Here is a 24,617-nt window from a genome sequence, read left to right as displayed (position 1 = left end):
CACGGTATTCGAGCCGTTTTCGAATGGCAAAAATAGCATAATTTTAACTCATGTCGAAGGTTAAATATTATTACGATAGCGAGACCCTTTCTTATCAAAAAATTGAAAAGAAAAAAGGGAAAAGACTCGGTATTGCACTTCTAAGTATTACCGGATCCTTTCTGGCCGGTTTTATTTTACTCATCATTTATCTCAATATTCCTCAAATTGAGACTCCAAAGGAAAAAGCCTTAAAGCGTGAATTGCATAACATGCAGTTGCAATATGGTCTGCTGAATAAAAAGATGGACCAGATCCAGGATGTAATGGCTAATATTGAAGATCGGGATAACAATATCTACAGGCTCTACTTTGAAGCAAATCCAATTCCTGAAGAACAGCGTAAAGCCGGTTTTGGCGGTATTAACAGGTATAAAGACCTGGAAGGCTTTGACAATAGCAAGCTTATTACCGAAACTACTAAGAGGATGGATATCCTTACGAAAAGACTGGTGGTTCAATCAAAATCGCTGGACGAGATCGCTGAACTGGCAAAAGAAAAAGGGGAGTTATTAGAAGCTATTCCCGCCATTCAACCAGTTAAGAACCAGGATTTAAGCAGGATCGCTTCCGGATACGGCTGGAGGAATGATCCATTTACCAAGGTTAGAAAATTCCACTATGGCATGGATTTCACTGCTCCCAGGGGAACTCCTGTGTATGCCACGGGTGATGGCAAGGTTGTACGAGCAGATAGCAGGTCTACCGGCTATGGAAATCATATAAGAATAGATCACGGCTATGGCTATACCAGTCTTTATGCCCACCTGTATAAATACAATGTACGCCGGGGACAAACCGTAAAAAGAGGGGATGTGATTGGATTTGTAGGCAGCACCGGAAGATCTGAAGCGCCACATTTACATTACGAGATCTTTAAAGATGAAGACAGGATCAATCCCATCAATTTTTACTACGGAAATTTATCTCCTGAAGAATTTGGTGAAGTACTGGAAAGAGCTCAACGCGAAAACCAATCCCTGGATTAATGCATATCGAACTTCCTGAAAAACGTTATTATGGAATTGGTGAGGTCGCCAAGGCATTCAACGTCAATACTTCCCTGATTAGATTTTGGGAAAAAGAATTTGATGCGATTAAACCTAAGAAAAATGCCAAGGGAAATCGTAAATTTACCCCTGAAGACATTAAAAATCTGGAGCTGATCTACCACCTGGTAAAAGAAAGGGGTTTTACACTGGAAGGTGCCAAAATCCATCTGAAAGAAGAAAAAAATAAAACCCTAAGCAACTTTGATATCATTCGAAAATTAGAAACCATAAAAGCTGAACTAGTTAACCTAAAAAACCAATTATAACATGAAAAAGTGGCTTCCGATAGCAATCATAGTAATTCTTGTAATCATCGTGTGGCAGGTAACTGCGGGATTTAATAACACGGCAGTTACCAAAGAGGAAAATGCCAAATTAGCCTGGTCCAATGTTGAAAGCAGTTACCAGAGAAGAAACGATCTTATTGGTAACCTGGTGAAAACCGTGGAAGGCGCAGCAGACTTTGAGAGAGGAACTTTGAAAGATGTGATAGAAGCCAGGTCCAAAGCAACTTCAGTAAATGTAGATGCTGAAAATCTTAGCGCTGCACAAATTGAACAATTCCAGCAGGCGCAACAGGGAGTTACTTCCGCCTTATCACGATTACTTGTAACCGTAGAAAGATACCCTGAACTAAAAGCGAATCAAAACTTCTTACAGCTACAATCCCAGCTGGAAGGAACCGAAAACCGAATTAATGTAGCCAGAGACCGCTATAACGCCGCGGTGACTGACTTTAACACCTATATTAGAACATTCCCAAATACACTATTTGCCGGAATGTTCGGTTTTGAGAAAATGGAGCGCTTCCAGGCAGACGCCGGAGCAGAAAATGCGCCAGACGTGGAATTCGATTTTTAGACCTATGAATAAGGATGTAGAATCTTTCCTCAGCAAAAGGGAAGAAGAAGAAATCGTGGAAGCCATAAGGAAAGCTGAAAGAAAAACCAGTGGTGAGATTCGGGTTCATATCGAACCAAGCGCTGGTAAACTGGATATCTTCGACCGGGCAATGGAAGTATTTCATGCTCTTAAAATGGATAACACCAAACAGGCGAATGGCGTCCTCATCTATGTGGCAGTGGAAGATCGAAATTTTGTAATCTACGGCGATAAGGGAATCAATGATGTAGTGCCGGATAAATTCTGGGAAAGCACTAAGGATATGATTGTTGCTCAATTCAAAAAGGGCGATTTCAAGCAGGGTCTCGTTGATGGAGTTCTAAAGGCCGGCGAAGAACTACAAAAACATTTCCCATGGGATGAGATGGATACGAACGAACTTTCAGATCAAATTTCAAAAGGTTAGACTTATCAAACAACTACTACTTTTACTCGGCTTCATTTGCACATTCACTATACAGGCCCAGCGGGAAATACCCCCAAAGCCAGCAGTGGAAACCAGTGTTTTTGATGAAGCTGATATGCTAAATGCTTCTGAAGAAAAAGCCCTTGAGCAGAAGCTTATCAATTATGCAGATACCACAAGTACCCAAATAGTAGTGGCTACGATTGAAAGCCTGCAGGGAGAGTATATTGGAACGTATGCGGCAGATTGGGCCCATGAATGGGGTATTGGAACAAAAGGGAAAGATAACGGACTTCTAGTACTGGTAGCTGAACAGGACCGAAAAATCTGGATCACTACGGGCTATGGCGTAGAAGGATATATGACCGATGCCAAGTCCAAGGAAATTGTTGAATTAATCATACTACCAGAATTTCGAAATAACAATATCTATGCTGGCCTTGATAAGGGAACCAACGCTATGTTTCAGGTACTTGCCGGCAGCTATGAAGGTGTTCCCCAAACTAGTAACAACGGTGGCGGCATCCCTATTCGAGCAATCGTCTTCCTTGTGTTGTTCGTGATTGTGATCATCTCCATGTTCAATAAACGTGGCGGTGGACGCAACGGCGGGCGCAGAAATGGCGGCAGTCTTCTTTGGGACGCGATCATTCTAAGTAGTCTTGGAAGAGGCAGCTTTGGTGGCGGTGGCAGTTTTGGAGGTGGCTCTGGTGGAGGATTCGGCGGTGGCGGATTTGGAGGCGGCTTCGGCGGCGGTGGATTTGGTGGAGGCGGTGCTGGTGGTAGCTGGTAAAGCTTAATGATGGAACATCGAATATTTTTTGAGCAGACTTTCGAGAATGCCACATTTTACAAAAAAGACCTCCTGGACGCTGAATTCGAACAATGTCGGTTTATAAACTGTAACTTTCCCGATAGCGACCTGTCTCATGTACGCTTTATTGAATGTGACTTTGATCAAATTGATCATAGCAACTGCAGGATTTTTAAAACGTCCTTTCAGGAGTGTACATTTATCACCTGCAAATTGATGGGATTGTCTTTCGATCAATGTGAAATGTTTGGTCTTAATATTAAAGCACAAGATTGTATTTTTGATCACGCCAGTTTCTACCAGGTCAAACTACCAGGTTTCCAGGGAGAGAAATGTAGCTTCAAAAATGTTGATTTTACTGAAGCCATTCTGAAAAGCGCCAATTTCAATGGTTCAGATTTCAGCAATGCAATTTTTGAACGCACAGAGCTTCAGAAAGCAGATTTTTTAAACACAACCAATCTTAGCCTTGATCCTGAGAATAACCTTATAAAGGAAGCTAGAATAAATTTAGAAGCGCTGCCAGGCTTACTTACGAAGTTCAGCCTACATATAAAACAATAAAAAAACCGCCAAACAGGCGGTTTTTTTATTTTATCTAATCATTTCAAATTACCTACGAAACAGCTTTAAGCTTACTCATGGTAGACTTATTCAATTTATCTTCAGCATATTCCCTGGTGACGGTAAAATGATCCTGATCACTTTCCGGCATCTCGAACATGGCGTCGGTCAGGATAGCTTCGCATAAAGACCGAAGTCCACGAGCACCCAGTTTATACTCTACTGCCTTATTCACGATATAGTCAAGAGCATCTGAAGTAACATCAAATTCGATATCATCCATCTCGAACAATTTCTTGTACTGCTTGATAATGGCGTTCTTAGGTTCCGTTAAAATCGCTCTAAGCGTTTCACGATCCAGCGGATTCATATAAGTAAGAGCCGGCAGTCTACCAATGATCTCAGGTATCAAACCAAATTCCTTCAAATCCTTTGGAATAATGTACTTTAACAGATTCTCGCGCTCGATCTTATCTTCACTCTTAGAAGCACTGAAACCAACAGCCTGCATGTTCAAACGCTTGCTAATGATCTTATCGATGCCATCAAAAGCACCTCCGGCGATAAAAAGGATATTCTCTGTATCTACCTCGATGAATTTTTGATCTGGATGCTTTCTACCACCTTTAGGCGGCACGTTTACCGTTGTTCCTTCCAGCAATTTAAGTAACGCCTGTTGAACACCTTCCCCAGAAACATCTCTGGTAATAGAAGGATTATCACTTTTACGGGCGATCTTGTCTATCTCATCGATAAACACGATTCCGCGCTGAGCTTTCTCTGTATTGTAATCTGCTGCCTGTAAAAGCCTGGTAAGTATTCCTTCCACATCCTCCCCTACATAACCTGCTTCGGTAAGGACTGTAGCATCCACGATGGCCAGCGGCACATTCAGCATTTTCGCAATAGTTCTGGCCATCAGGGTTTTACCTGTACCGGTTTCCCCAACCATTACTATATTACTTTTCTGAATCTCTACATCATCATTCTTCTCCGGTTGTAAAAGCCTTTTGTAGTGATTATAAACTGCAACAGACATCACCTTCTTCGTCTCCTCCTGCCCTATGATATATTCATCCAGAAAGGATTTGATCTTCTTAGGTTTACTAAGCATAAGATCTGAAGAAAGTTCTTTTGCCTCTCCCTGTTTCGACTCCTCGATTACGATCCCATGAGCCTGCTCGATACATCTGTCACAGATGTGCGCATCAAGGCCTGCGATCAAAAGATTGGTCTCAGGTTTTTTTCTACCACAAAAGGAACATTCTAAATCTTCTTTCGCCATTATTTAAATTTTCAGATTTTGACTTCTAAGGAAGTTGTGCACAATTATGCGTCTCTTTTTAGTACTTCGTCGATCATCCCGTATTCCTTCGCTCTTTCAGCTTTCATCCAGTAATCACGGTCACTATCCTCGTGGACCTTCTCATAAGATTGTCCTGAATGCTTTGCAATGATCTTATATAATTCTTCTTTTAAGGTTACGATCTCTCGTGCTGTAATTTCAATATCACTTGCCTGACCTTGTGCGCCACCCATAGGCTGGTGAATCATCACCCGGCTGTGAGGCAAACCACTTCGCTTGCCAGCCTCACCTGCACATAATAGAACAGCCCCCATACTCGCAGCCATTCCAGTACAAATCGTCGCCACATCAGGCTTTATAAATTGCATGGTATCGTAAATCCCCAATCCGGCATACACACTACCTCCCGGCGAGTTAATATATATCTGTATATCCTTGGAAGCATCTGTACTCTCCAAAAACAACAACTGGGCCTGTACAATATTGGCAACCTGCTCATTGATTCCTGTTCCTAAAAAGATAATTCTGTCCATCATCAATCTGGAAAAAACATCCATTGCTACGGCATTCATTTGTCGCTCTTCAATGATATTAGGAGTCATCCCCACAGGAAGCATACTGCTTACTATTTTATCGTAATAATTGCTGTTGATGTTATGATCTGAAACAGCATATTTCTGAAATTCCTTTCCGTAGTCCATCAATTTTTTTGAATTTTTCTAATCTTAAACAATTTCCCGTATAAAACCAAAAAAGGCGTTACTCGGGTTGAGTTAACGCCTTAAAGATAATTAATATATCCTAAAAAGGCTTACTTATAGATTGCTTTCACAAATTCTTCGTAAGTCACTTCCTTTTCGTCAAATTTCATGTTTTCCTTATAAAATTTGAGAAGTTTCTCGTTCATTAACTGCTCTGAAAGTCTTTTAACCTCATCCTGGTTAGAAAGAATTCTTGCAGCGATATCGTCGAGCTCTTTTTCTGAAGGATCCATTTGACCAAATTGCGCCATTTGCTCTTTGATCTTCTGAGTAGCAAAAGCTTTCAGATCATTGAAGTCCACACTAAGATCGTTATCGTTCACCACTTTACCTTCGATTAACTGGTAACGTAGACCTTTCTCACTTTTTTCGTACTCTTCAGCAGCTTCCTCATCTGTTAGTGGTTTCTCACCAACTGTCTGTATCCATTTCTGAAGAAATTCCTTCGGAAGTTCGAAATTCGTGTTCTCGATCAATTTTTCAGTAATGTCATTCATTAATTGCTGATCGCTCTGCTGCTCGAATTGCTTCGCTGCATCTTCCTTGATCTTATCTTTTAACTCAGTCACTGAAGTTACCTTGTCCTTACCAAAAAGTTTGTCGAACAATTCCTGGTCAAGATCTGCAAGTTCTCTTTCGTTGATTTCTGAAATGGTAAATTTCACTTCGGTATCAAGATCCTTCGCTTTTTCCTGGTCTATGTTAAGATGGTTTACAAGAGCATGCTCATCTTCGAATAGATTTTTAGTTTTCAGGCTTAGAGTATCTCCAACTTTCGCTCCTACAAATTTTCCAAGATTTCTTTTTCCTTTGATAGCTGTAAGTTCGATAGTGGTATCATTCTCAATACCTTCTTCTTCATTTTTAAAGGTTCCCGCAACGGTATCCCCTTCCTCTACTTCATCTTTGGTTTTAAGCTTACCATATTGCTTCTGAATATTTTCTACCTGATCGTTCACCATTTTATCATCAGCAACAATATTGTACTTTGTTACCGGATCTTTCAGATCAAGGTCTACTGAAAATTCAGGAGCAAGTCCCAATTCGAACTCAAAAGAATAGTTATCACGATCCCAGTCGAAATTCTCCTGTTCCTTCGGAAGTGGATTTCCAAGAACATCCAACTTTTCTTCCGTAAGGTATTTATTCAAACTATCCTGAAGAAGTTTGTTCACCTCATCCACCAAAACAGCCTGCCCGTATTGCTTTTTGACCATTCCCATTGGCACATGACCTTTTCTAAAACCGGGAATATTGGCATTCTTACGGTAATCTTTTAAAATCTTATCTACTTTACCGGCGTAATCTTCTTTTGCGATATCAACTTTTACTACCGCATTTAATTCATCAATATTCTCTCTGGTAATATTCATTTTGATCTTATATAAAAATTGGAGTGCAAAATTACGCTTTTTCTTAAAGTCTGCAAACTTTCAATTTGTTGAAATTCAGTTAAATCTAATCTGATTTCAGAATAGAAAATAGTACCGACTGGAACAGGGAAAGCAATAAACTGAAAATTATCGCCATAAACCATCCACTTACATCAAAGCCGTCAATAAATCCATCTGCCATAAATATGATGATCGCATTGATGATTAGAAGAAATAAGCCCAGAGTTAATATGGTAACAGGCAATGTAAAAAGCACCAGGATTGGCTTTACTATAAAGTTAAGCAAAGAAAGGACTATTGCAACGATGATTGCCGTCCAGTAACTATCTACAGAAACACCTGGTAAAATCTTGGCCAATATGACCACAGCAACAGCTGTAAGTAAAAGTCTTAATAATAATTTCATGGTTTTGTTGATTGATTTGCTGGTAAAATTGCAAAAAAAAGACCGGGCAAAACCCGGTCTCTTTAATATTTATGTCAATTTTAATATTACTGCACGTCCTGGCTTAGGGTTACAGTTCCATAAGCTCCAACATTGGCCTTAGGCACGTTAGAACCATAAGTTGCATTAATTTCATCAATGATTGCATTGGCGATGATCGCATAACCTCTTGGTGTAAGGTGCACACCATCCAGGGAAAATGCTCCACCTGTTACAAAATTAGAATTCACACTACCACCATCGAAAGAAATGCCTCCGTTATCCAATTGCGTTAGCAATGCATTTGCGTCTACATAACCTAGACCAAATTGATCTGCGTAGGTTTGGATCGAGTTATTGAATTTAGTGGTTGCATCCTTAATGTTTGCAAGCTCTTCACTATCCAGCACATCCTTGTCATCGATACCGCTTACCGCACCAAATAATGTGTTCACCTGAGCTTCAGTTGGCATTCCACCAGCTTGTAGCACCGCAATTACTTCACCTACAGCCTGAGTGAACTGTACAGATCCATAACCACTTGCAAGAGCGCCCTGATCAATGGTTAGGACTAATAATTCTTCTTCAGTCATTTGACGGAATCCCAAAGGATTTGTTTGAGTCACAGGAGTATCGATCAAAAATCTGTTAGGTCCTTCATTGAAAGTGATCGCATACTGTCCTGCTAATGCTTGAGCCTGTGGAGCAGGAACACCCTGACCAATTAGCACCTGAGTTAAAACTCCAGATACAGCCTGGAAATACTGAGTTAATTGTGTTGCTGTTGCAGCGTCTAATGCCAACGCATTGTTAGGCACTGTTGTAAAAAATGGAACTGAAGTCACATCTGGTATATTAATGAGTACACCATCAGCCGTTTCAGCTAAAGAGCTCGCTAATTGACCATATACTGCATTAAAGATTACTGGGTTTGTGATATCCCCATCTGCATAAAGTGCAGGATTGGTTTCAGTTTCCTGGTATTCTCCTACACCACCCGAGGTCGCATATCCTAATACATCATTGTTTCCTATCCACAATGTAAAAAATGTTGGATCCTGAGCAAGAGCATCCTGAAGAACCGTAGCACTTTCAGAACTTGAAAATCTTGCAAAGTATGGATTTGCAGTACCCGCAGCAACTCCGGCTACGCTACCATAATTTGGCGCTCCAAGGTGATAGGATTTAGCTCCAGGCACACCCATGTTATTGAAAGGCCCTGATAGCTTATTACTTACTTCGGTTGTAGGCTGAGCTCCAGTGTATCTTGCTGGAGATGGACCATTTGCTCCTACCGCTAATACAAATCTATTTTGAGTAATCTGGTTTCCACCCAAAAGCAAACCTCCTGTATTATCGTTTACGAGAGGCTGAAGGAATTCACCTGTTTCCTGTACCATGCTAAACTTCTCAGCAAGAATGTTCGGAAAAGAGTTTTGCTGCCCGGTGACATAAAGTCCGCCATCAGCATATCCTGCAGTTAACGAATTTCCAAGTGCAACATAGTTGGAGAAATCTGCTTCGCCATTCGTATAAACATCTCCGTCCTCAATAGAATTTTCTAGTTCTGGCTCACAGGAAACGATTCCCAGTGCCAGAATTGCCATATATTTAAAATAGTTCTTCATTTTATCAATTAAATTTTAATAGTTACACCAAGACCTGGTACAAATGCGCTAGACTTATAAGTTCCTCCAAAAGGTGCTCCTTCATAATCAGGAAATTCAGATGGATCTGGAGAATAAGTAGCGTCTATTTCTTTAAACCTGCTATATAGGAATGCCGCATCAATAGCCACATTATCGGTTACATTAATGGAAAGACCTCCTGTAAAGTTGTTGGAATCATTACGCGGAGTTTCTGGCGCGAAATATCCATCCTGTACTGGAGAACCATCGAAATAGTACCCTGCTCTCAAAGTAAAAGTTTCATTTGCCGTATACTGAACTCCAAATCTATAATTGTTGGAATCTTCATAAGCTCTTGGGTTAAATGAATCTGGAATATTTGGGTTTGCAAAATCTACGTCCAGTGAATTGTATACATCCCAAAAAGTTCTGTTATAATCGAAAGCGAATAACCACTGCTCGTTCAATTGATAAGAAACACCAATGCTCAACTCTGCTGGAAGCGGTAAGGTCGCATCAAATTGTGTGTCACTAAAAGGAGTTAAAGGAGAATTTGGAACATTTTCAAAATCTGCATCACCATCTTCAGCTTCCACCAATATTTCTGAGCGGTAGTTTACTCCAATTCGAAGGCTGTCTACCGGACTCCACATAGCTCCTGCAGACCATCCAAATGCACTCACATTAGAAGCATCTATTGTAACATTCGTACGGTTTCCTTCAAAGTCACTTAATGTTCTGTCCAGGTTTCTGTTAAAGTTTACAGAGCCGCTAACATAGATTGGTCCTCCACCTACAGCTAAATTATCTGTGATTTTAAAAGAAGCTAACGCCTGCACATAAATAGCAGCCAGTTCAATATCATTCACAAGGTGAGATCCTGCCCAATCCTTATCCCACTCAACCGCACTTCCATAAGGGGTATAGGCAGCAAGTCCAAGACTAAGCCTGTCATTCAACTTATAAGAAAAATACGCATAAAAAGGCGTTCCAACAGGGCTATCTGTTCTTTCTACCTGCCCGAATTCATCATTTTGCCATACTACATCAGAGAATACGGCACTTACACCAACAGAGGCATTGATCTTGTTCTCAAGGAAAACCAGTCCGGCAGGGTTAAAGAACGCAAGTTCTGCGTTGTTAACAACTGCAACTCCGGTGTGCCCCATAGCGAGACCACGCTGACCCTGTAGACTTACCCTGTAACCTCCGGCATAGGTTGTAGCCGCCGCCAACATAAACAGGCTAAGTAAAAATAGTCTTTTCATAATTTAAGTAGGATTATATTTAATATATCTTAAAATGCTCTTGCCAAAAATAGCATAAAATAGATATTATGCAACAATACATTTAATTTTATTATGCATACATAATAAAATACCGCAGATTTAAAGAAATTCTGATACCCTTACATAAAAGTCTTTCATATTCTCAGCATGCACCCAATGGCCCGCTCCAGATATCGTGGAAACTTCAGCTTCTGGAAAATGCTCCTTGATCAACTGCTGATCTGCCTCCGTGATATAATCAGACTTCTCTCCATCTATGAACAAAACTGGCCCTTTGTACATGGCTCCAGAGTATAAGGCTTCACCTAAATTATTAATTTTATCCTTCAGAACATCGAGATTCATTCGTAGTGAAAGTTTTTCCCTGGTTTTCCAGTACAGATTCTTCAGAAGAAATAATTTCACTCCAGGCTCCTTAATGTATGCTCCCAAAAAGTCTTCGGCATCTCCACGGGAGCTAAGTTGTGCCTGATCCAGAGCCGTTAAGCCTTTCAGAATTTGTTGATGATGCGGCGCATAATATTTAGGTGCAATATCCACTACAACCAGTTTCTTTACGAGTTCCTCATTTTCACAAGCTGTAAGCATTGCGGTCTTCCCTCCCATGGAATGCCCCATTAGATATATATCCTTAAGACCATGCTGCCCGCAGTATTCCACAATATCCTGCGCCATGGAACTATATGAAAACTCATCACTATGCGGTGACTTTCCATGATTCCTCTGGTCAATCAAATGAACCTGAAAGCCGTCGTCGGCAAATTTTTTACCCAGAGTTTTCCAATTGTCAGACATTCCCAGAAATCCATGCAATATTAATAAGGGTTGCCCTTCTCCCAGTATAACCGAATGTAATTTCATCTTAGCGCAGTAATTTTAAATATTGCTGAATCGTTTTTTCCAGACCCATATATAATGCTTCGGAAATCAAAGCATGACCTATGGACACTTCATCCAGATGTGGCACGTTTTTACTGAAGTACCCGATGTTCTCCAGCGAGAGATCATGACCCGCGTTAACTCCCAGCTGAAGCTCATGAGCCAGCCTGGAACAGGCAGCGTAAGATTTTGCGGGATCTTTCACTCCTTTAGCGTAATCTAAGGCAAATTGCTCTGTATAAAGTTCGATTCTGTCTGCACCGGTTTTAGAAGCACCTTCAATGATCTTTAGTTCTGGATCTACAAAGATCGAAGTACGTATTCCATGTTGTTTAAATTCTGAAATTACTTCACGCAAATAATCCCGATGCTTTATCGTATCCCATCCCGCATTGGAAGTAATGGCATCCTCAGCATCTGGAACCAGGGTGACCTGTGCAGGCTTTACCTCCAGGACAAGATCTATAAACTGCTGAATTGGTTTTCCTTCAATATTAAATTCTGTAGTAAGTACAGGATTCAACTCCCTCACATCTGCATATCGAATGTGACGCTCATCTGGTCTGGGATGAACCGTGATCCCTTCAGCCCCGAACTTTTCGATATTTTTCGCTGCCTCCAGCACGTTGGGAACATCCCCTCCTCGTGCATTTCTTAAGGTGGCGATCTTGTTGATATTTACACTTAATTGCGTCATTTTCGCTTATTTTTATTAACAAAAATACAAAGTGCAGCCTGCTTCATTGAATATTATTTTGATTAATTTGCACAAAAGGAATGGAGCATATGAGTTTGCAGGAATACATTTTAAATGATGTGGAGATCTTAAGCCTTTCAGAAAAGATTGGAGATGTTCACAGATTGTTTAATCAGCTTACCTACACACATCTTCCCGTAGCGGAAAACGGTATTTATATTGGTTGCATTTCAGAAAATGATGTTCGTTGTTTCGATAATGAAAAGACACTTGGCGATTATCGTTACGCGCTCGAAGGATTTTTTGCCAGGGAAAGCAATTACTGGCTGGACAGCCTGGAAGCCTTTGCCCAGAACAATTCCAACATATTACCTGTACTCAACGATGAGAATCTTTATATTGGTTATGTAGAGTTGAACGAAATGATTTCCTTGTTCAAGGAAACACCTTTCTTACATGAGCCCGGGAATATTCTGGTGGTTGAAAAAGCATTTAAAGACTACACACTTGGGGAGGTTAGCCAGATCGTAGAATCCAATAACGCATATTTACTGGGAACATTTGTTTCCAAAATAGAAAACGATATGGCCCAGATCACCATGAAAATATCACCTTCGGGAATGACAGAGATCATTCAATCATTTAGAAGGTACGGGTATATTATAATTTCGGAACATCAGGAAGACACCTTTAATAAGAATTTAAAGGACAGGTCAAAATATCTTGACAAATACCTGAATATATAAGTTTATGAAAATAGGTATTTACGGCCAGTTCTATCATGAAAATGCAGGCTACTATATAGGACAACTGCTTAATTTGCTTGATGAGAAGAATGTAGAGGTTTTGATCGAAGAAAACTTTCTTCAAATGATCCACGATCATAATTCCATCGAAAAGGAGTACCGACAATTTAGCGCATTTGAAGAACTGGACAATTCCTTTGATCTTTTCTTTTCCATAGGTGGAGACGGTACCATACTAAAATCCATTAACTACATTAGAAATCTGAATATTCCCATTGTGGGAATAAACACTGGAAGACTCGGTTTTCTGGCTACCATCCAGAAAGAACAAATAGAAAGCACGCTAAACGAGATCCTGGAAAAGAAATTTACATTGTCACCGCGCTCTGTACTCACGATCAAAACCAATACTAAAGATCAGGATCCGGTTTTTTCCCAGATTGCATTGAATGAAATTGCTGTAAGCAGAAGAAACACCACTTCCATGATCACGGTAGACACCTGGTTGAATGACCAGTATCTTACTTCTTACTGGGCAGATGGTCTCATTATTGCAACTCCCACTGGCTCCACCGGATATTCTCTTAGCTGTGGTGGCCCGGTGATCACACCAGACGCAGACTCCCTGGTGATCACGCCCATTGCACCACATAATCTGAATGCGCGCCCCCTGGTCATTAAGGATGGCACCAGGATCAAATTAAAAGTATCCGGCCGTGAGAAAACACACCTGGTATCTATGGATTCCCGTATCGCCACCCTGGAAAATGATACTGAAATAGAAATTTCAAAAGCACCCTACTGCATTAATTTCGTAGAATTAACCGAAGACAGCTTCCTTAATACACTGCGAAAAAAATTATTATGGGGCGAAGACAAACGGAATTAAGCAATAAAAAAAATCATTTGTTGTTTATACGTATGTACAAATCTGCTCAAATTATTGCAGGGCAAGTAGAATTGTTATATTTGCAAACTTTTGAAAACCTATGAGGTACCTGATCGCATTTATCATAATGGCTTTTATTACCGGAAATTCCTACTCTCAAAAATATGAAGTTGGAGTTTTTGCAGGTGGTGCCAATTTTATAGGTGATGTTGGAAAAACAACTTTTATACTCCCAAATACTCCTGTTGGTGGTTTTATGGCTAAGTGGAATGGCAGTCCCAGACACGCCTGGAGATTATCCTTATTATATGCCAAAATTTCTGCAGATGATGCAGAATCCAATGACACCAGGAGACAGCAGCGAGGTTATTCTTTTGACAATACCATTGCTGAAGCTTCGCTGGGACTGGAATTTAATTTCTGGGATTTCGACCTCTCTGAGCCACTCCCACAAAAAACACCTTATATATACACCGGTATCACTTATTTCAAGGCAGATCATGTCTACCTGAAAGATGGCCGAGCTGGTAATTTATCTAATGAGGGTACAAACTGGGAATTTGCTATTCCAATGGTATTTGGCTATAAAGAGGCTATTACTGAGCATATTATAGGCGCGCTGGAAATTGGTGCGCGCTACACATTAACCGATAATCTGGATGGAAGCTGGCCTGAAGAATATTTAGACCGAAGAGAGCCTGCACTGGAATTTGGTAATAGAAACACGAACGACTGGTATGTATTTACCGGTTTGTCATTCACATTTACTTTTGGGCGCAAGCCATGTTACTGCTTTTAGATGAACTATAAAGACAAATTAAACCTTGACAAATTACCCGCACACGTGGCCATTATTATGGATGGCAACGGTAGATGGGCGAAACAAAAAGGTTTTCTGAGAGCTTCAGGTCACAAAGAAGGCACCAAAGCTGTTAGGGATACTGTAGAAGGCTGTGCTGAAATTGGCGTAAAAAATCTTACGCTCTATGCATTTTCTACGGAAAACTGGAACAGGCCAAAATTGGAAGTTGATACCCTTATGAAACTGCTGGTTTCATCCCTTAAAAAGGAAATTAAAACACTTCAGGACAACAATATTCGCCTGAATTGTATAGGGAATATTTCCAATCTTCCGAAGAAAGCGAAAAAAGAATTACTGGATGTCATAGAAAAAACATCATCCAACACAAGAATGACCCTTACTTTGGCGTTAAGCTACGGAAGCAGAGAAGAAATCACCAGCTGTTTCAAACAAATTGCTGAGAAGGTAAGCAAGCGGGAATTATCCATTGAAGCTATTGACGAATCAGTTATAAATAAGCATCTTTACACCCAAAATTTACCAGACGTTGATCTATTAATCAGGACCAGCGGCGAGCAACGCATTAGTAATTTCCTTTTATGGCAAATTGCTTATGCTGAATTGTATTTTACGAAAATCTTATGGCCAGATTACAGAAGGGAAGACCTTTTTGAAGCCATATACAACTATCAAAACAGAGAAAGACGATTTGGAAAAACAAGTGAGCAACTCAGTTAGTGCATCCATGACAAAAAAGATTTTTACACTTTTCGCATTTTTTTTCATTTTCAGTATAGCTGCCAAAGCACAGGACCTGCCACTGGGAGATTCTAAAAAATACACCATTGGAGAAATAAAAGTTACCGGAACCACCACCTACAACGAAAAGACGGTCCTTACCTATACCGGCCTAAAATCTGGACAGGAGATCTATATTCCGGGTGAAAAGTTGAGAAATGTCATCAATAAGCTCTGGTCTCTGGATCTGTTTAGTGATATCAACTTCTATATCACCAATGTTGAGGGCAACGTAGCAGATCTCGAACTGGAGATCAAGGAAGTTCCTGTTCTTAATCAAACAACATTCACAGGTTTAAAGAAGAAAAGTGACCGTGACGAACTTATAGATGAAAACAGCCTTAAACCCGGCGCCAAAGTAACAGAAAACCTAATTACCACAACCAGGAATTATATTCAGAATAAATATAAGAAAGAAGGTTATTTTAATACCGATGTTTACATACAAACAAAACCTGTAGATGATACTACCGGCGCCAACAAGGTGAATATGCTTGTAAATGTAAACAAGGGAGATCGTGTTAAGATCAAGAGTATCGACTTCACAGGCAATGATGAGCTATCAGACGCCAAGCTGAAGAGAAACATGAAAAACACAAAACAAAAGAACATTATCAGGTTCTGGAAGCGATCCAAGTTTGTTCGCGCAGATTACCAGGAAGACAAGACTTCTCTTATTAACAAGTACAAAGAAGAAGGCTTTCGGGATGCTCGAATTCTATCAGACACCCTTATCAAGAACGACAAAGAAACCATCAGCCTTAAGCTCGATATTGAGGAAGGGAATCGTTATTATGTTGGCAATATTGATTTCCTGGGGAATGCTGCTTATACAGATGAACAGCTTAGTAAGGCTTTGGGAGTTGAAAAAGGCGATGTTTACAACGGAGTGCTTATTGATGAAAGAATTCAAAGTAGAGAACCAAACAAAACGTCTATCGCCAATATCTACCAGAATAATGGATACTTATTCTCTAATATCGATCTTGTAGAAACGAATGTCTATAATGATACGATCGATTTTGAAGTAAGGATCCTTGAAGGAAAAGAAGCTTTTTTCGATGAGATTAGAGTTACTGGAAATAACAAGACCAAAGATCATGTGATCTATCGGGAGATGAGAACCAAGCCAGGACAGAAATATAGTCAGCAGGCTGTGGTTTCCACCATTCGTGAATTGGGTGCACTGGGATTCTTTGATGCAGAACAATTAAATCCTGAATTTGTAGATCCAGATCCAAGGGAAGGAACTTTAAGCCTGGAATACCAGGTGGTGGAATCGGGAGCCAGCCAGATCGAACTACAAGGTGGTTACGGAGGTGGTGGTTTTATTGGAACCCTGGGATTATCCTTCAACAACTTCAGCATTCAAGGCTTGTTTGACAAAGATGCTTACGACCCTATCCCCATGGGAGATGGACAGACCTTATCTTTAAGGGCACAGGCCAGTACATTCTACCAGACTTACAGCTTATCCTTCAGAGAGCCGTGGTTAGGTGGTGAAGAGCCGGTTAGTTTATCTACTTCCTTCAGCTATACCAGACAGTTTCTATTCGATTATGTGGAGAGAGAAGCAGATAAGACCAGAAGTTTCGATATTCTTGGGGTAAGCATAGGTCTTGGAAAAAGACTTAGAGAGCCAGACCAGTACGCTACGATCTCAAACGTAGTTGGTTTTCAGAGATACGATCTTAACAATTACAATACTGGACTTTTTACCTTTGGGGATGGTCACTCAAATAACCTTTATTACCAGTTGGGAATTACAAGGGACAATACAGCCTTTAACCCAATATTCCCAACACAGGGATCTAAATTCGACTTTACCGCGAAATTCACTCCTCCTTACTCTCTTTGGAATGGTGTAGACTACGGAAACCTTGAAAATGATCCGGAATACCAGTTGAGAGACGACAACGGCAACCTGATCGATAACAACGGAAACAGGGTGACTTCTGAAAACTCTGTTCCAGACCAGGAGAAAGTAGATCAAAAGAAATATAACTGGCTGGAGTTCTATAAAATTAAACTTGCTGGAAGCTGGTATGAGACTTTGGCTAACTTTGGTCCAAGCAGTGATCTTGTACTTCGTACGCATGCTGAATTTGGATTCCTTGGAGCTTACAATAGTGAGAGAGGTATTCCGCCATTTGAACGTTACTATCTAGGTGGTGATGGTCTTGGAGCCTTCAGTCTTGATGGAAGGGAAACCATACAGTTAAGAGGATATCCAAACCAGTCGGTTGTGCCAATCGATAGAGGTATCAATGATAGAGATGATGGAGCTGTGATCTATAACAAATTTTCGCTTGAACTTAGATTCCCCATTACCTTGAAACCAGCTGCTTCCATCTATGCATTGTCATTCCTTGAAGCAGGTGCGACGTATGATAACTTCAGAGACTACAACCCATTCCAGTTGAACAGATCTGCCGGAGTTGGACTACGAGTATTCATGCCAACCTTTGGATTACTAGGGATTGACTTTGGATATGGTTTCGACGAGATCGTAGGTGGTCAGCCTGGTCCTAATGGATGGGAAACACACTTTATCATAGGTCAACAATTTTAAAATTGGCACGATATTTTCTATATTCGATCTGAATGAAAAAAAGAATACAATTCATACTGATATTTCTGTTGATAGGTCTTACTACAGCGACGGCTCAAAAGACCATTCGATTAGGCTATATCGATATGGAATATATTCTTGAAAACGTTCCGGAATATCAGGAAGCTTCAAAGCAACTGGAAAGCCGTGTTCAGGAATGGAAAGCGGAAGCAGAAACTAAAATGCGCGCTGTTGAGGCCATGCGTTCCAAACTTGACAATGAGAAAGCTCTTTTAACCAGAGAACTGATCGAAGAGCGTGAAGATGAAATTTCTTATATGGAGCAACAGGTCCTTGACTATCAGCAAAAGCGATTTGGTCCCAATGGTGATTATATGATTCAAAAGAAGCAATTGGTAAGACCAATTCAGGATCAGGTTTTCACAGCGGTCCAGCAAATTGCTGAAAACAGAAATTTTGATTTTATCTTCGACCGGACTTCAGACGTTGGAATGATCTATGCAGACAGGCAGTATGATGTAAGCGAAACGGTATTACGAACCATTAAACGTACCGCAAATCGTGAGCAGTTACAGGGCCGTAACGAAGTAGAGCAGTTTGAACGTGAAGAGAACAGAACAGTGGAACAGGATGCAGAAATTACTGAACGTGAAGAACTGGTTAAAGAACGCCAGACTGAACGTGAAGCCCTGATCGAAGCCAGAAAAAAAGAACGGGATTCTTTAAAGCTTGCCAGGCAAAAGGAATTTGAAGAAAGACGTGCAAAAATTTTGGCCGAGAGAGAACGTAAAAGGGATTCTTTGCTGAAAGCACGCGAAACTAAGAATGATACTATAAACTAAATTTAAACTTTAATTTTTAACGACGATTACAATGAAACAATTCAGAACACTTTTTATAGCTTTAGCTTTAATGATTGGCGCTACTGCTTTTACAAACGCACAGTCTAAAGTTGCTCATATCGCTACTCAGGAGTTGGTACAGTCACTCCCGGAATACAAGAGTGCAATGGATCAACTTCAGAAACTTGAGAAAACGTATGATGCTGAGATCAAGGATATGTTATCTGAAGCTCAAAGTACCATGCAGCGTTACGAAGCTGAAGCTAACACAAAATCTGATGAAGAGAATCAGAAAAGAGGAGCTGAGATTCAGGCTGCTCAAAGAAGAATCCAGGAACATAGCGCAAAAGCAAGACAGGATCTTCAGAAAAAAGAAACTGATCTTCTAAGACCAGTTCTTGAAAAAGTTCGTGCCAGCATTCAGAAAGTAGCAAGAGCGAAAGGATACGATTACGTACTGGACTCTACAACTGGAACAGGTGTGCTTCTAGCTGATGGGTATGATCTAACTACAGATGTAAAGAAAGATTTAGGACTGTAATTGAATTACATTTCAATAAAATTTTTGAACTGCGTACACTTAGTGCGCAGTTTTTTTATTTTAGAAGTCTATGAATAAGATGCAGCCTATAGGTATATTTGATTCGGGAGTTGGAGGAACTTCCATCTGGAAAGAGATACACGAACTCCTTCCCTATGAGAATACCATCTATTTATCTGATAGCAAAAACGCTCCTTATGGATTAAAAACCCAGGAAGAAATCATAGCTCTTTCCGTCAAAAACACGGAAAAACTTCTGGAGCTCGATTGCAAACTTATTGTCGTTGCCTGCAACACTGCCACTACCAATGCTATTAAAGTTCTTAGAAACTCCTACAAAGTTCCATTTATAGGCATCGAACCGGCGATTAAACCTGCCGCATTAAAGAGCACCAATAAGGCCATAGGGATTCTGGCAACCAGGGGAACTCTTTCCAGTGAACTTTTCGCACAGACCAGTGAATTATATACCAAAGATATACAGGTAGTCGAAGTGGAGGGAAACGGACTCGTGGAACTTATCGAAGCCGGAGAAACGAATAGCCCGGAGATGAAAGATCTTCTGCTCTATTTACTACAACCAATGCTTGAAGCCAGAATAGATCATCTCGTTCTAGGCTGCAGCCATTACCCTTATCTTATTCCAGTGCTGCGAGAAATATTACCCAATTCGGTACAGATCATAGATTCTGGAGAAGCAGTGGCAAAACAAACCAAAAGTATTCTTGCTGCTCAAGATTTGTTAAATGAAACATCAGCAAACAGCAGTAACCTGTTCTATTCGAATGCTAACCCACTGGTGCTCGCTTCCATTATTTCTTCGGAAGTGCACAATTACAAGGTAGATACCCTGGATTTCTAATTATTGATTGCCGGGCATTTACAGTCATAACGCTGACGGCTTTTTCCGAAGTTATAGCCCAGAGTGATCTGATGGAATCCTGTGTTGCTTAGCACGAGAGAATTTAGCTGGTAACTGAAGGTGTAGCCAAAGACAAACTTTTTATAATCTATTCCAACAAACGGGCTAATGTAACGCAATTGCTGATTGGCAATGGCCTCCCCATCTCCTGTAATCTCAGCACTCTCGAAACTGTTCCGGTAAGAAACTCCACCCCACAACCTGCTATTATCAAGTTGATAGTAGGCTTTGATATTTGCATCTATTGCCATTTCCTCGGTAGCTTCCCTGGCCTGAAACAGGATCGAAGGCTCATAACTCCAGTCACTATTACGGTCGAAGCTAAAAACATATCCGGCAGAGAATAAATACTTTCTCATATTACTAGGCACCGCATCTGAATAAAACAGATCTCTGCTAACCGATAGTATATTTTTTGCAGCAAGGTGAAAATATAGGTCATTAACGTAATAGGAAGCTCCAACATCTATGTTCCCGAATAGGTCAGACTGGTTATTGCCAACCAGAGGATCGAACGTTGTAAAACCGCTGGTATCCAGTCTATGCTGAATAACACCTGCACTAATTCCAAAAGACAATTGGTTTAGATCGACGGTACTACGCGAAAACATCAAATGATAGGCAAAAGTAGCATAGGCACCCAGTTTTGAATAGTTCCCGTTTTCATCTCTGAACATGATTCCTCCAAGACCTATTTTATCGGTAGCACGCATATTAATTGCGGCGGTCTGTAAGTTGGGAGCGTCCTGTACGTCGAACCATTGCGTTCTACCGGTGATGCGCAGTTGATCATAGTTTGAAGCGCCAGCCATGCTGGGATGAATAAGGTAAAGATTATCGGTTAAATAATCTGAATAGGTGGGGATCACTTCCTGGGCATTCAGCTTCGTGGAATTCCACAATGCAAATGAAGCAAAAGTGCATAAAATCATTTGATAAGAGAGCCGTAAAAGACCTCTTGTAAGAGTTCCCCAATTCGCCATAAAGGCTGTAAATATATGTATTACGTAGTTTTTCTTTAGTATTTTTGCCAAAAATTTTGAGATGAAAGATTTTAATATCAACATAGTCCCTACAACCACGGCTTCCATTGTAAAATTTGAAGCCAACAGGTTCCTGACGCGTCATGAAAATTTCGAATTTAAGAATATCGACGAGGCGAAGCGTTCTCCCCTAGCCCAGCAATTATTCTATCTTCCATTTGTTAAAACGGTATATATCGCGCAAAATTTTATTGCTATTGAAAAATATGATATCGTGGAGTGGAGCGATGTACAGCAGGAAGTAGCAGATCAAATTGAAGAATACCTCAACAAAGGTGGTGAAGTGATCAGAGAAGAAAAGACCTCCACCGGTAAAGTCCCAGTAACAGTCTATGCTGAAAGCACGCCCAATCCGGCAGTAATGAAATTTGTTGCGAACAAGAAACTTGTATTAAAGTCGGTTGAATTTAAAAACATCGACGACGCGAAGAATGCGCCTTTAGTTCAAAAATTATTTCATTTTCCTTTCGTAAAGGAAGTCTTTATCGACGAGAACTATGTTTCAGTCCATAAGTACGATATTGCGGGATGGGATGAGATTACCATGGAACTGCGTGAGTTTATTCGAAATTACATTGAAGATGGAAATGAGGTTCTCACTGCAGAGACTATTAAAACGCAGGAGACTGAGAAGGTGCAGGAAGAAAATGATGATGCTGCCTACAAGGAACTGGACGATACCAGCCAGCAGATTATCGCAATTCTTGACGAATACATCAAACCTGCGGTCGCCAGTGATGGAGGAAATATCCTTTTTGACAGCTATAATGAAGAGAATAAGACCGTAAAAGTGATCCTGCAGGGTGCGTGTAGTGGATGTCCATCTTCTACCATGACCCTTAAAAGCGGAATTGAAACAATGCTTAGAGATATGCTTCGGGATAAAGTGCAATACGTGGAGGCCATCAATGGCTAGAACGTTTTTACACTATCCAGTAATATTTAAAAATCCCTTCAGTTGAAGGGATTTTTATTTTAGTAACTGGTTTTTCTTGCCTCCTGATAAAATTCCTGAAAGAGCTGTAGCAAATTCATCGTGGAACCAATAAGATCTTTTGTTTCCAGTAATATCCCAAAGTAAAGCTTGGTATTTCTTGGACTGGACTCAGAAGTTCTTATTCTTTCGATCTGCTTCTGAATAAGGTCACTTACATAATCCAGCAATTCCTGTTTTTCATCCAGCAATGCATCGATTTTATCAAACTCATTATGATTAAAAGTCACCATAAGCTCATCGAAAAGAACCTGCAGACGATCGTCTACCTTTTTAAGGTCTCGAATCTGGTTAAACTTAAGGTTCTTATGATTGTTATGTACGTGGTTGTAACTGTTCCTGGCGATAAAGCTAATCGACTGAACCATATCCTGAAGGTAATCCAGCGTTAGGATATAAAACTTACTGGCTTCAATAGAATTTTCATCAAGAGATTTAATGAAGTAAAAAATATTGTCTTTCAGCTCATCCACTTCCACTTCCAGTTTCTCGATTCGCTTGTAATTCTTCTTCAGTTTACCCAGATCATAATAGCCCAGATGATCCACACTTTTAGAATACACTTTATCGATACCGCCAATCACCCTGGAAATATTTTCTGAAGTTTCCGCAGTGATTTCATTGATCGTAATGATGTCGCTTTTATTAAATTTCTTTTTCTCGTTCTCTTTCTTCGTTTCCCTGGAATGCAGAATACTGCTTCTTACCACCACCACGAGAGCTGCGATGATCAGGACCACCAGGGCGATTGTACCTCCATAGAAAATAATAGAGGCAAAAATTGCGGCGGCGGTAAAAGCAACGATCGCGGTTACAAACCAGCCACCAATAACGTTAAGTACTCCAGCCACACGATAAACGGCGCTTTCCCTATCCCATGCTCTATCTGCAAGCGAAGTACCCATGGCGACCATAAAGGTGACATAAGTTGTGGAAAGCGGCAGTTTCATGTTGGTTCCAATAGAAATAAGCACACTGGCGACTACAAGGTTCACTGAAGCTCGAACCATATCAAAAGCGGGGGCATCCACCCTCCTGCTACGTAAATGTGAAGCCGGTTTGCTGAATTTATTCTCGATCTTGTTTTTCAATTCGCTGGGTAAAATGGCACTTACCCCGCCACCAATCATTACAGAATATCTTACGATTCCTCTGGAAAGCCAGTTTGGCTCAAACCTTTCTACTGAATCTCCCTGCCTGGATAAATTGATTCCTGTATCTACCACTGTTTTGGCTTTACTGGAAAACCATAATGTGATGACCATAACAGCTCCGGCACAGACTAATAACAACTCTGGCGTATTGACCTTTCCTGAAAGGCCGGTCATCAAAAATTCTGATGGCATGGCACCGGTGGCATTGTAAGCCGACTGCCAAAGATCGAAAGACTGCCATGCGGCAATGGGAACTCCAATAAAATTCACGAGATCATTTCCAGCAAAGGCCAAAGCCAGCGCAAAGGTTCCAATGATGATAATGATTCGTAGAATATTCAGTTTAAGAATACTCATTAAAAATTGTGAGATCAGCGTGAAGATTATGAAGCCAATCAGGACAATCAGCCAGGTATTCTCATTGATAAAAGCCAGCGTTTCGGGAGCAATGAATGAAACACTTTTCAAGCCTTTGATCACAATAAAATACAGAATTGCCGTAAGTGAAAACCCGCCAAATGCAGCTCCCACGTATTTCACCTTCTTCTCGAACTGAAAGGAGAATATGAGTCGGGAAATATACTGGACAAAAGCTCCAACGATAAATGCGATGACAACAGCGAGCAGAATTCCTAGAATAATCTCGGTTGCCTTGGATGAATTTATATAATTCTGAAGTAAGCCCAAGTCTCCATTATCCTGGGTATAGATCTTGATCACCGCCATACAAACCGCGGCACCTAGTAATTCAAAAACGATCGAAACCGTGGTGGAGGTTGGCAATCCCAGGGAATTGAAAAAGTCGAGTAGCAACACGTCTGTGATCATCACTGCCATAAAAATGATCATGATCTCTTCAAAATAGAATTGGCCCGGCATGAAGATCCCTTTTCGGGCAACTTCCATGAGTCCGCTTGAAAATATCGCTCCCACGGCAACTCCTATACTTGCAATGATCATGATCGTACGCATAGAGACCGCTTTGGATCCTATAGCTGAATTCAGGAAGTTTACAGCATCGTTGCTAACTCCTACTACAAGATCTGTAATGGCGAGGGCGAAAAGCGCCACAAGCATTACGATATAAATGTCCTCCATATGATAGATCTGTTTTCAGTCTGCAAAACTCCAACAATTTGCTGGAATTACAGAGGTGTT

Annotated in this window: 25 protein-coding genes; 15 read left to right on the top strand and 10 right to left on the bottom strand. The window is 40.7% G+C overall.

Features of this window, described 5'->3' with window-relative positions:
• The first annotated feature begins 50 nt into the window (after positions 1–50).
• From G529_RS0103320 to G529_RS0103295, 6 genes are read left to right on the top strand one after another with little or no spacing between them, the layout of a single operon-like run.
• Complete coding sequence (locus G529_RS0103320; protein WP_026914190.1) at positions 51–1,028, top strand: M23 family metallopeptidase; 978 nt, start codon at positions 51–53, stop codon at positions 1,026–1,028.
• On the top strand, positions 1,028–1,357 hold the full coding sequence (locus tag G529_RS0103315) for a MerR family transcriptional regulator (RefSeq protein WP_026914189.1): 330 nt from the start codon (positions 1,028–1,030) through the stop codon (positions 1,355–1,357). The genes G529_RS0103320 and G529_RS0103315 overlap by 1 nt, the downstream gene beginning before the upstream one ends.
• Before the next feature lies 1 nt (position 1,358).
• Positions 1,359–1,952, top strand: coding sequence for a LemA family protein (locus tag G529_RS0103310; protein WP_026914188.1), 594 nt, complete (start codon positions 1,359–1,361; stop codon positions 1,950–1,952).
• Between the two features lie 4 nt (positions 1,953–1,956).
• Positions 1,957–2,400: a TPM domain-containing protein gene (locus G529_RS0103305; protein WP_026914187.1), complete on the top strand. Its 444-nt coding sequence runs from the start codon at positions 1,957–1,959 to the stop codon at positions 2,398–2,400.
• A complete protein-coding gene (locus G529_RS0103300) occupies positions 2,354–3,193 on the top strand; it encodes a TPM domain-containing protein (RefSeq protein ID WP_051201326.1) in 840 nt (279 codons plus the stop codon). The genes G529_RS0103305 and G529_RS0103300 overlap by 47 nt, the downstream gene beginning before the upstream one ends.
• 6 nt (positions 3,194–3,199) lie before the next feature.
• On the top strand, positions 3,200–3,778 hold the full coding sequence (locus tag G529_RS0103295; protein WP_051201325.1) for a pentapeptide repeat-containing protein: 579 nt from the start codon (positions 3,200–3,202) through the stop codon (positions 3,776–3,778).
• Between the two features lie 52 nt (positions 3,779–3,830).
• Here G529_RS0103295 and clpX read toward each other — a convergent pair whose 3' ends face one another.
• The 8 genes from clpX to G529_RS0103255 form a co-directional block, all read right to left on the bottom strand.
• The gene (clpX, locus tag G529_RS0103290; RefSeq protein WP_026914184.1) at positions 3,831–5,063 is read right to left on the bottom strand and encodes an ATP-dependent Clp protease ATP-binding subunit ClpX; all 1,233 of its coding nucleotides are present in this window, start codon (positions 5,061–5,063) and stop codon (positions 3,831–3,833) included.
• Positions 5,064–5,107: 44 nt separating this feature from the next.
• Positions 5,108–5,785 (bottom strand): ATP-dependent Clp endopeptidase proteolytic subunit ClpP, encoded by a 678-nt coding sequence (gene clpP / locus G529_RS0103285; RefSeq protein WP_026914183.1) that lies wholly within the window; start codon positions 5,783–5,785, stop codon positions 5,108–5,110.
• Positions 5,786–5,895: 110 nt separating this feature from the next.
• Complete coding sequence (gene tig, locus G529_RS0103280; RefSeq protein WP_026914182.1) at positions 5,896–7,218, bottom strand: trigger factor; 1,323 nt, start codon at positions 7,216–7,218, stop codon at positions 5,896–5,898.
• 85 nt (positions 7,219–7,303) lie between these two features.
• Entirely contained in the window at positions 7,304–7,645 is a 342-nt protein-coding gene (locus tag G529_RS0103275; protein ID WP_026914181.1) for a phage holin family protein, read from the bottom strand.
• 86 nt (positions 7,646–7,731) lie between these two features.
• A complete protein-coding gene (locus tag G529_RS0103270; protein ID WP_026914180.1) occupies positions 7,732–9,291 on the bottom strand; it encodes an SGNH/GDSL hydrolase family protein in 1,560 nt (519 codons plus the stop codon).
• 8 nt (positions 9,292–9,299) lie between these two features.
• Positions 9,300–10,559 carry an OmpP1/FadL family transporter gene (locus G529_RS0103265; RefSeq protein ID WP_026914179.1) on the bottom strand — a complete coding sequence of 420 codons (1,260 nt, stop codon included), beginning with the start codon at positions 10,557–10,559 and terminating at the stop codon, positions 9,300–9,302.
• 120 nt (positions 10,560–10,679) lie between these two features.
• Positions 10,680–11,441 carry an alpha/beta fold hydrolase gene (locus tag G529_RS0103260; protein ID WP_026914178.1) on the bottom strand — a complete coding sequence of 254 codons (762 nt, stop codon included), beginning with the start codon at positions 11,439–11,441 and terminating at the stop codon, positions 10,680–10,682.
• Position 11,442: 1 nt separating this feature from the next.
• Positions 11,443–12,156: a pyridoxine 5'-phosphate synthase gene (locus tag G529_RS0103255; protein WP_026914177.1), complete on the bottom strand. Its 714-nt coding sequence runs from the start codon at positions 12,154–12,156 to the stop codon at positions 11,443–11,445.
• Between the two features lie 89 nt (positions 12,157–12,245).
• Between G529_RS0103255 and G529_RS0103250 the strand changes: the two genes are divergently transcribed.
• The 8 genes from G529_RS0103250 (at position 12,246) to murI (ending at position 20,208) form a co-directional block, all read left to right on the top strand.
• On the top strand, positions 12,246–12,902 hold the full coding sequence (locus G529_RS0103250) for a CBS domain-containing protein (RefSeq protein WP_026914176.1): 657 nt from the start codon (positions 12,246–12,248) through the stop codon (positions 12,900–12,902).
• 4 nt (positions 12,903–12,906) lie between these two features.
• Positions 12,907–13,791 carry an NAD kinase gene (locus G529_RS0103245; protein WP_026914175.1) on the top strand — a complete coding sequence of 295 codons (885 nt, stop codon included), beginning with the start codon at positions 12,907–12,909 and terminating at the stop codon, positions 13,789–13,791.
• 100 nt (positions 13,792–13,891) lie between these two features.
• A complete protein-coding gene (gene porG, locus G529_RS0103240; RefSeq protein WP_026914174.1) occupies positions 13,892–14,590 on the top strand; it encodes a type IX secretion system protein PorG in 699 nt (232 codons plus the stop codon).
• Complete coding sequence (locus G529_RS0103235; protein WP_026914173.1) at positions 14,591–15,331, top strand: isoprenyl transferase; 741 nt, start codon at positions 14,591–14,593, stop codon at positions 15,329–15,331.
• 7 nt (positions 15,332–15,338) lie between these two features.
• Complete coding sequence (locus G529_RS0103230) at positions 15,339–17,963, top strand: BamA/OMP85 family outer membrane protein (RefSeq protein ID WP_211220648.1); 2,625 nt, start codon at positions 15,339–15,341, stop codon at positions 17,961–17,963.
• Between the two features lie 32 nt (positions 17,964–17,995).
• Positions 17,996–18,805 carry an OmpH/Skp family outer membrane protein gene (locus tag G529_RS0103225; RefSeq protein ID WP_026914171.1) on the top strand — a complete coding sequence of 270 codons (810 nt, stop codon included), beginning with the start codon at positions 17,996–17,998 and terminating at the stop codon, positions 18,803–18,805.
• Positions 18,806–18,836: 31 nt separating this feature from the next.
• On the top strand, positions 18,837–19,346 hold the full coding sequence (locus G529_RS0103220; RefSeq protein ID WP_026914170.1) for an OmpH/Skp family outer membrane protein: 510 nt from the start codon (positions 18,837–18,839) through the stop codon (positions 19,344–19,346).
• 70 nt (positions 19,347–19,416) lie between these two features.
• On the top strand, positions 19,417–20,208 hold the full coding sequence (gene murI / locus G529_RS0103215) for a glutamate racemase (RefSeq protein ID WP_026914169.1): 792 nt from the start codon (positions 19,417–19,419) through the stop codon (positions 20,206–20,208).
• Here murI and G529_RS0103210 read toward each other — a convergent pair.
• Entirely contained in the window at positions 20,205–21,302 is a 1,098-nt protein-coding gene (locus tag G529_RS0103210; protein WP_340139870.1) for a PorP/SprF family type IX secretion system membrane protein, read from the bottom strand. The two genes, murI and G529_RS0103210, sit on opposite strands and share 4 nt — an antisense overlap.
• Positions 21,303–21,312: 10 nt before the next feature.
• Between G529_RS0103210 and G529_RS0103205 the strand changes: the two genes are divergently transcribed.
• Positions 21,313–22,227, top strand: a complete 915-nt coding sequence (locus G529_RS0103205; RefSeq protein ID WP_026914167.1) for a NifU family protein — start codon at positions 21,313–21,315, stop codon at positions 22,225–22,227.
• Between the two features lie 59 nt (positions 22,228–22,286).
• Here the strand turns inward: G529_RS0103205 and G529_RS0103200 are convergent, their stop codons facing one another.
• Positions 22,287–24,557, bottom strand: coding sequence for an inorganic phosphate transporter (locus tag G529_RS0103200; protein WP_026914166.1), 2,271 nt, complete (start codon positions 24,555–24,557; stop codon positions 22,287–22,289).
• Positions 24,558–24,617 lie beyond the last annotated feature (60 nt).

Source organism: Christiangramia portivictoriae DSM 23547 (assembly GCF_000423045.1).
GTDB lineage: Bacteria > Bacteroidota > Bacteroidia > Flavobacteriales > Flavobacteriaceae > Christiangramia > Christiangramia portivictoriae.
This window is presented reverse-complemented; position numbering and strand designations above follow the sequence as displayed.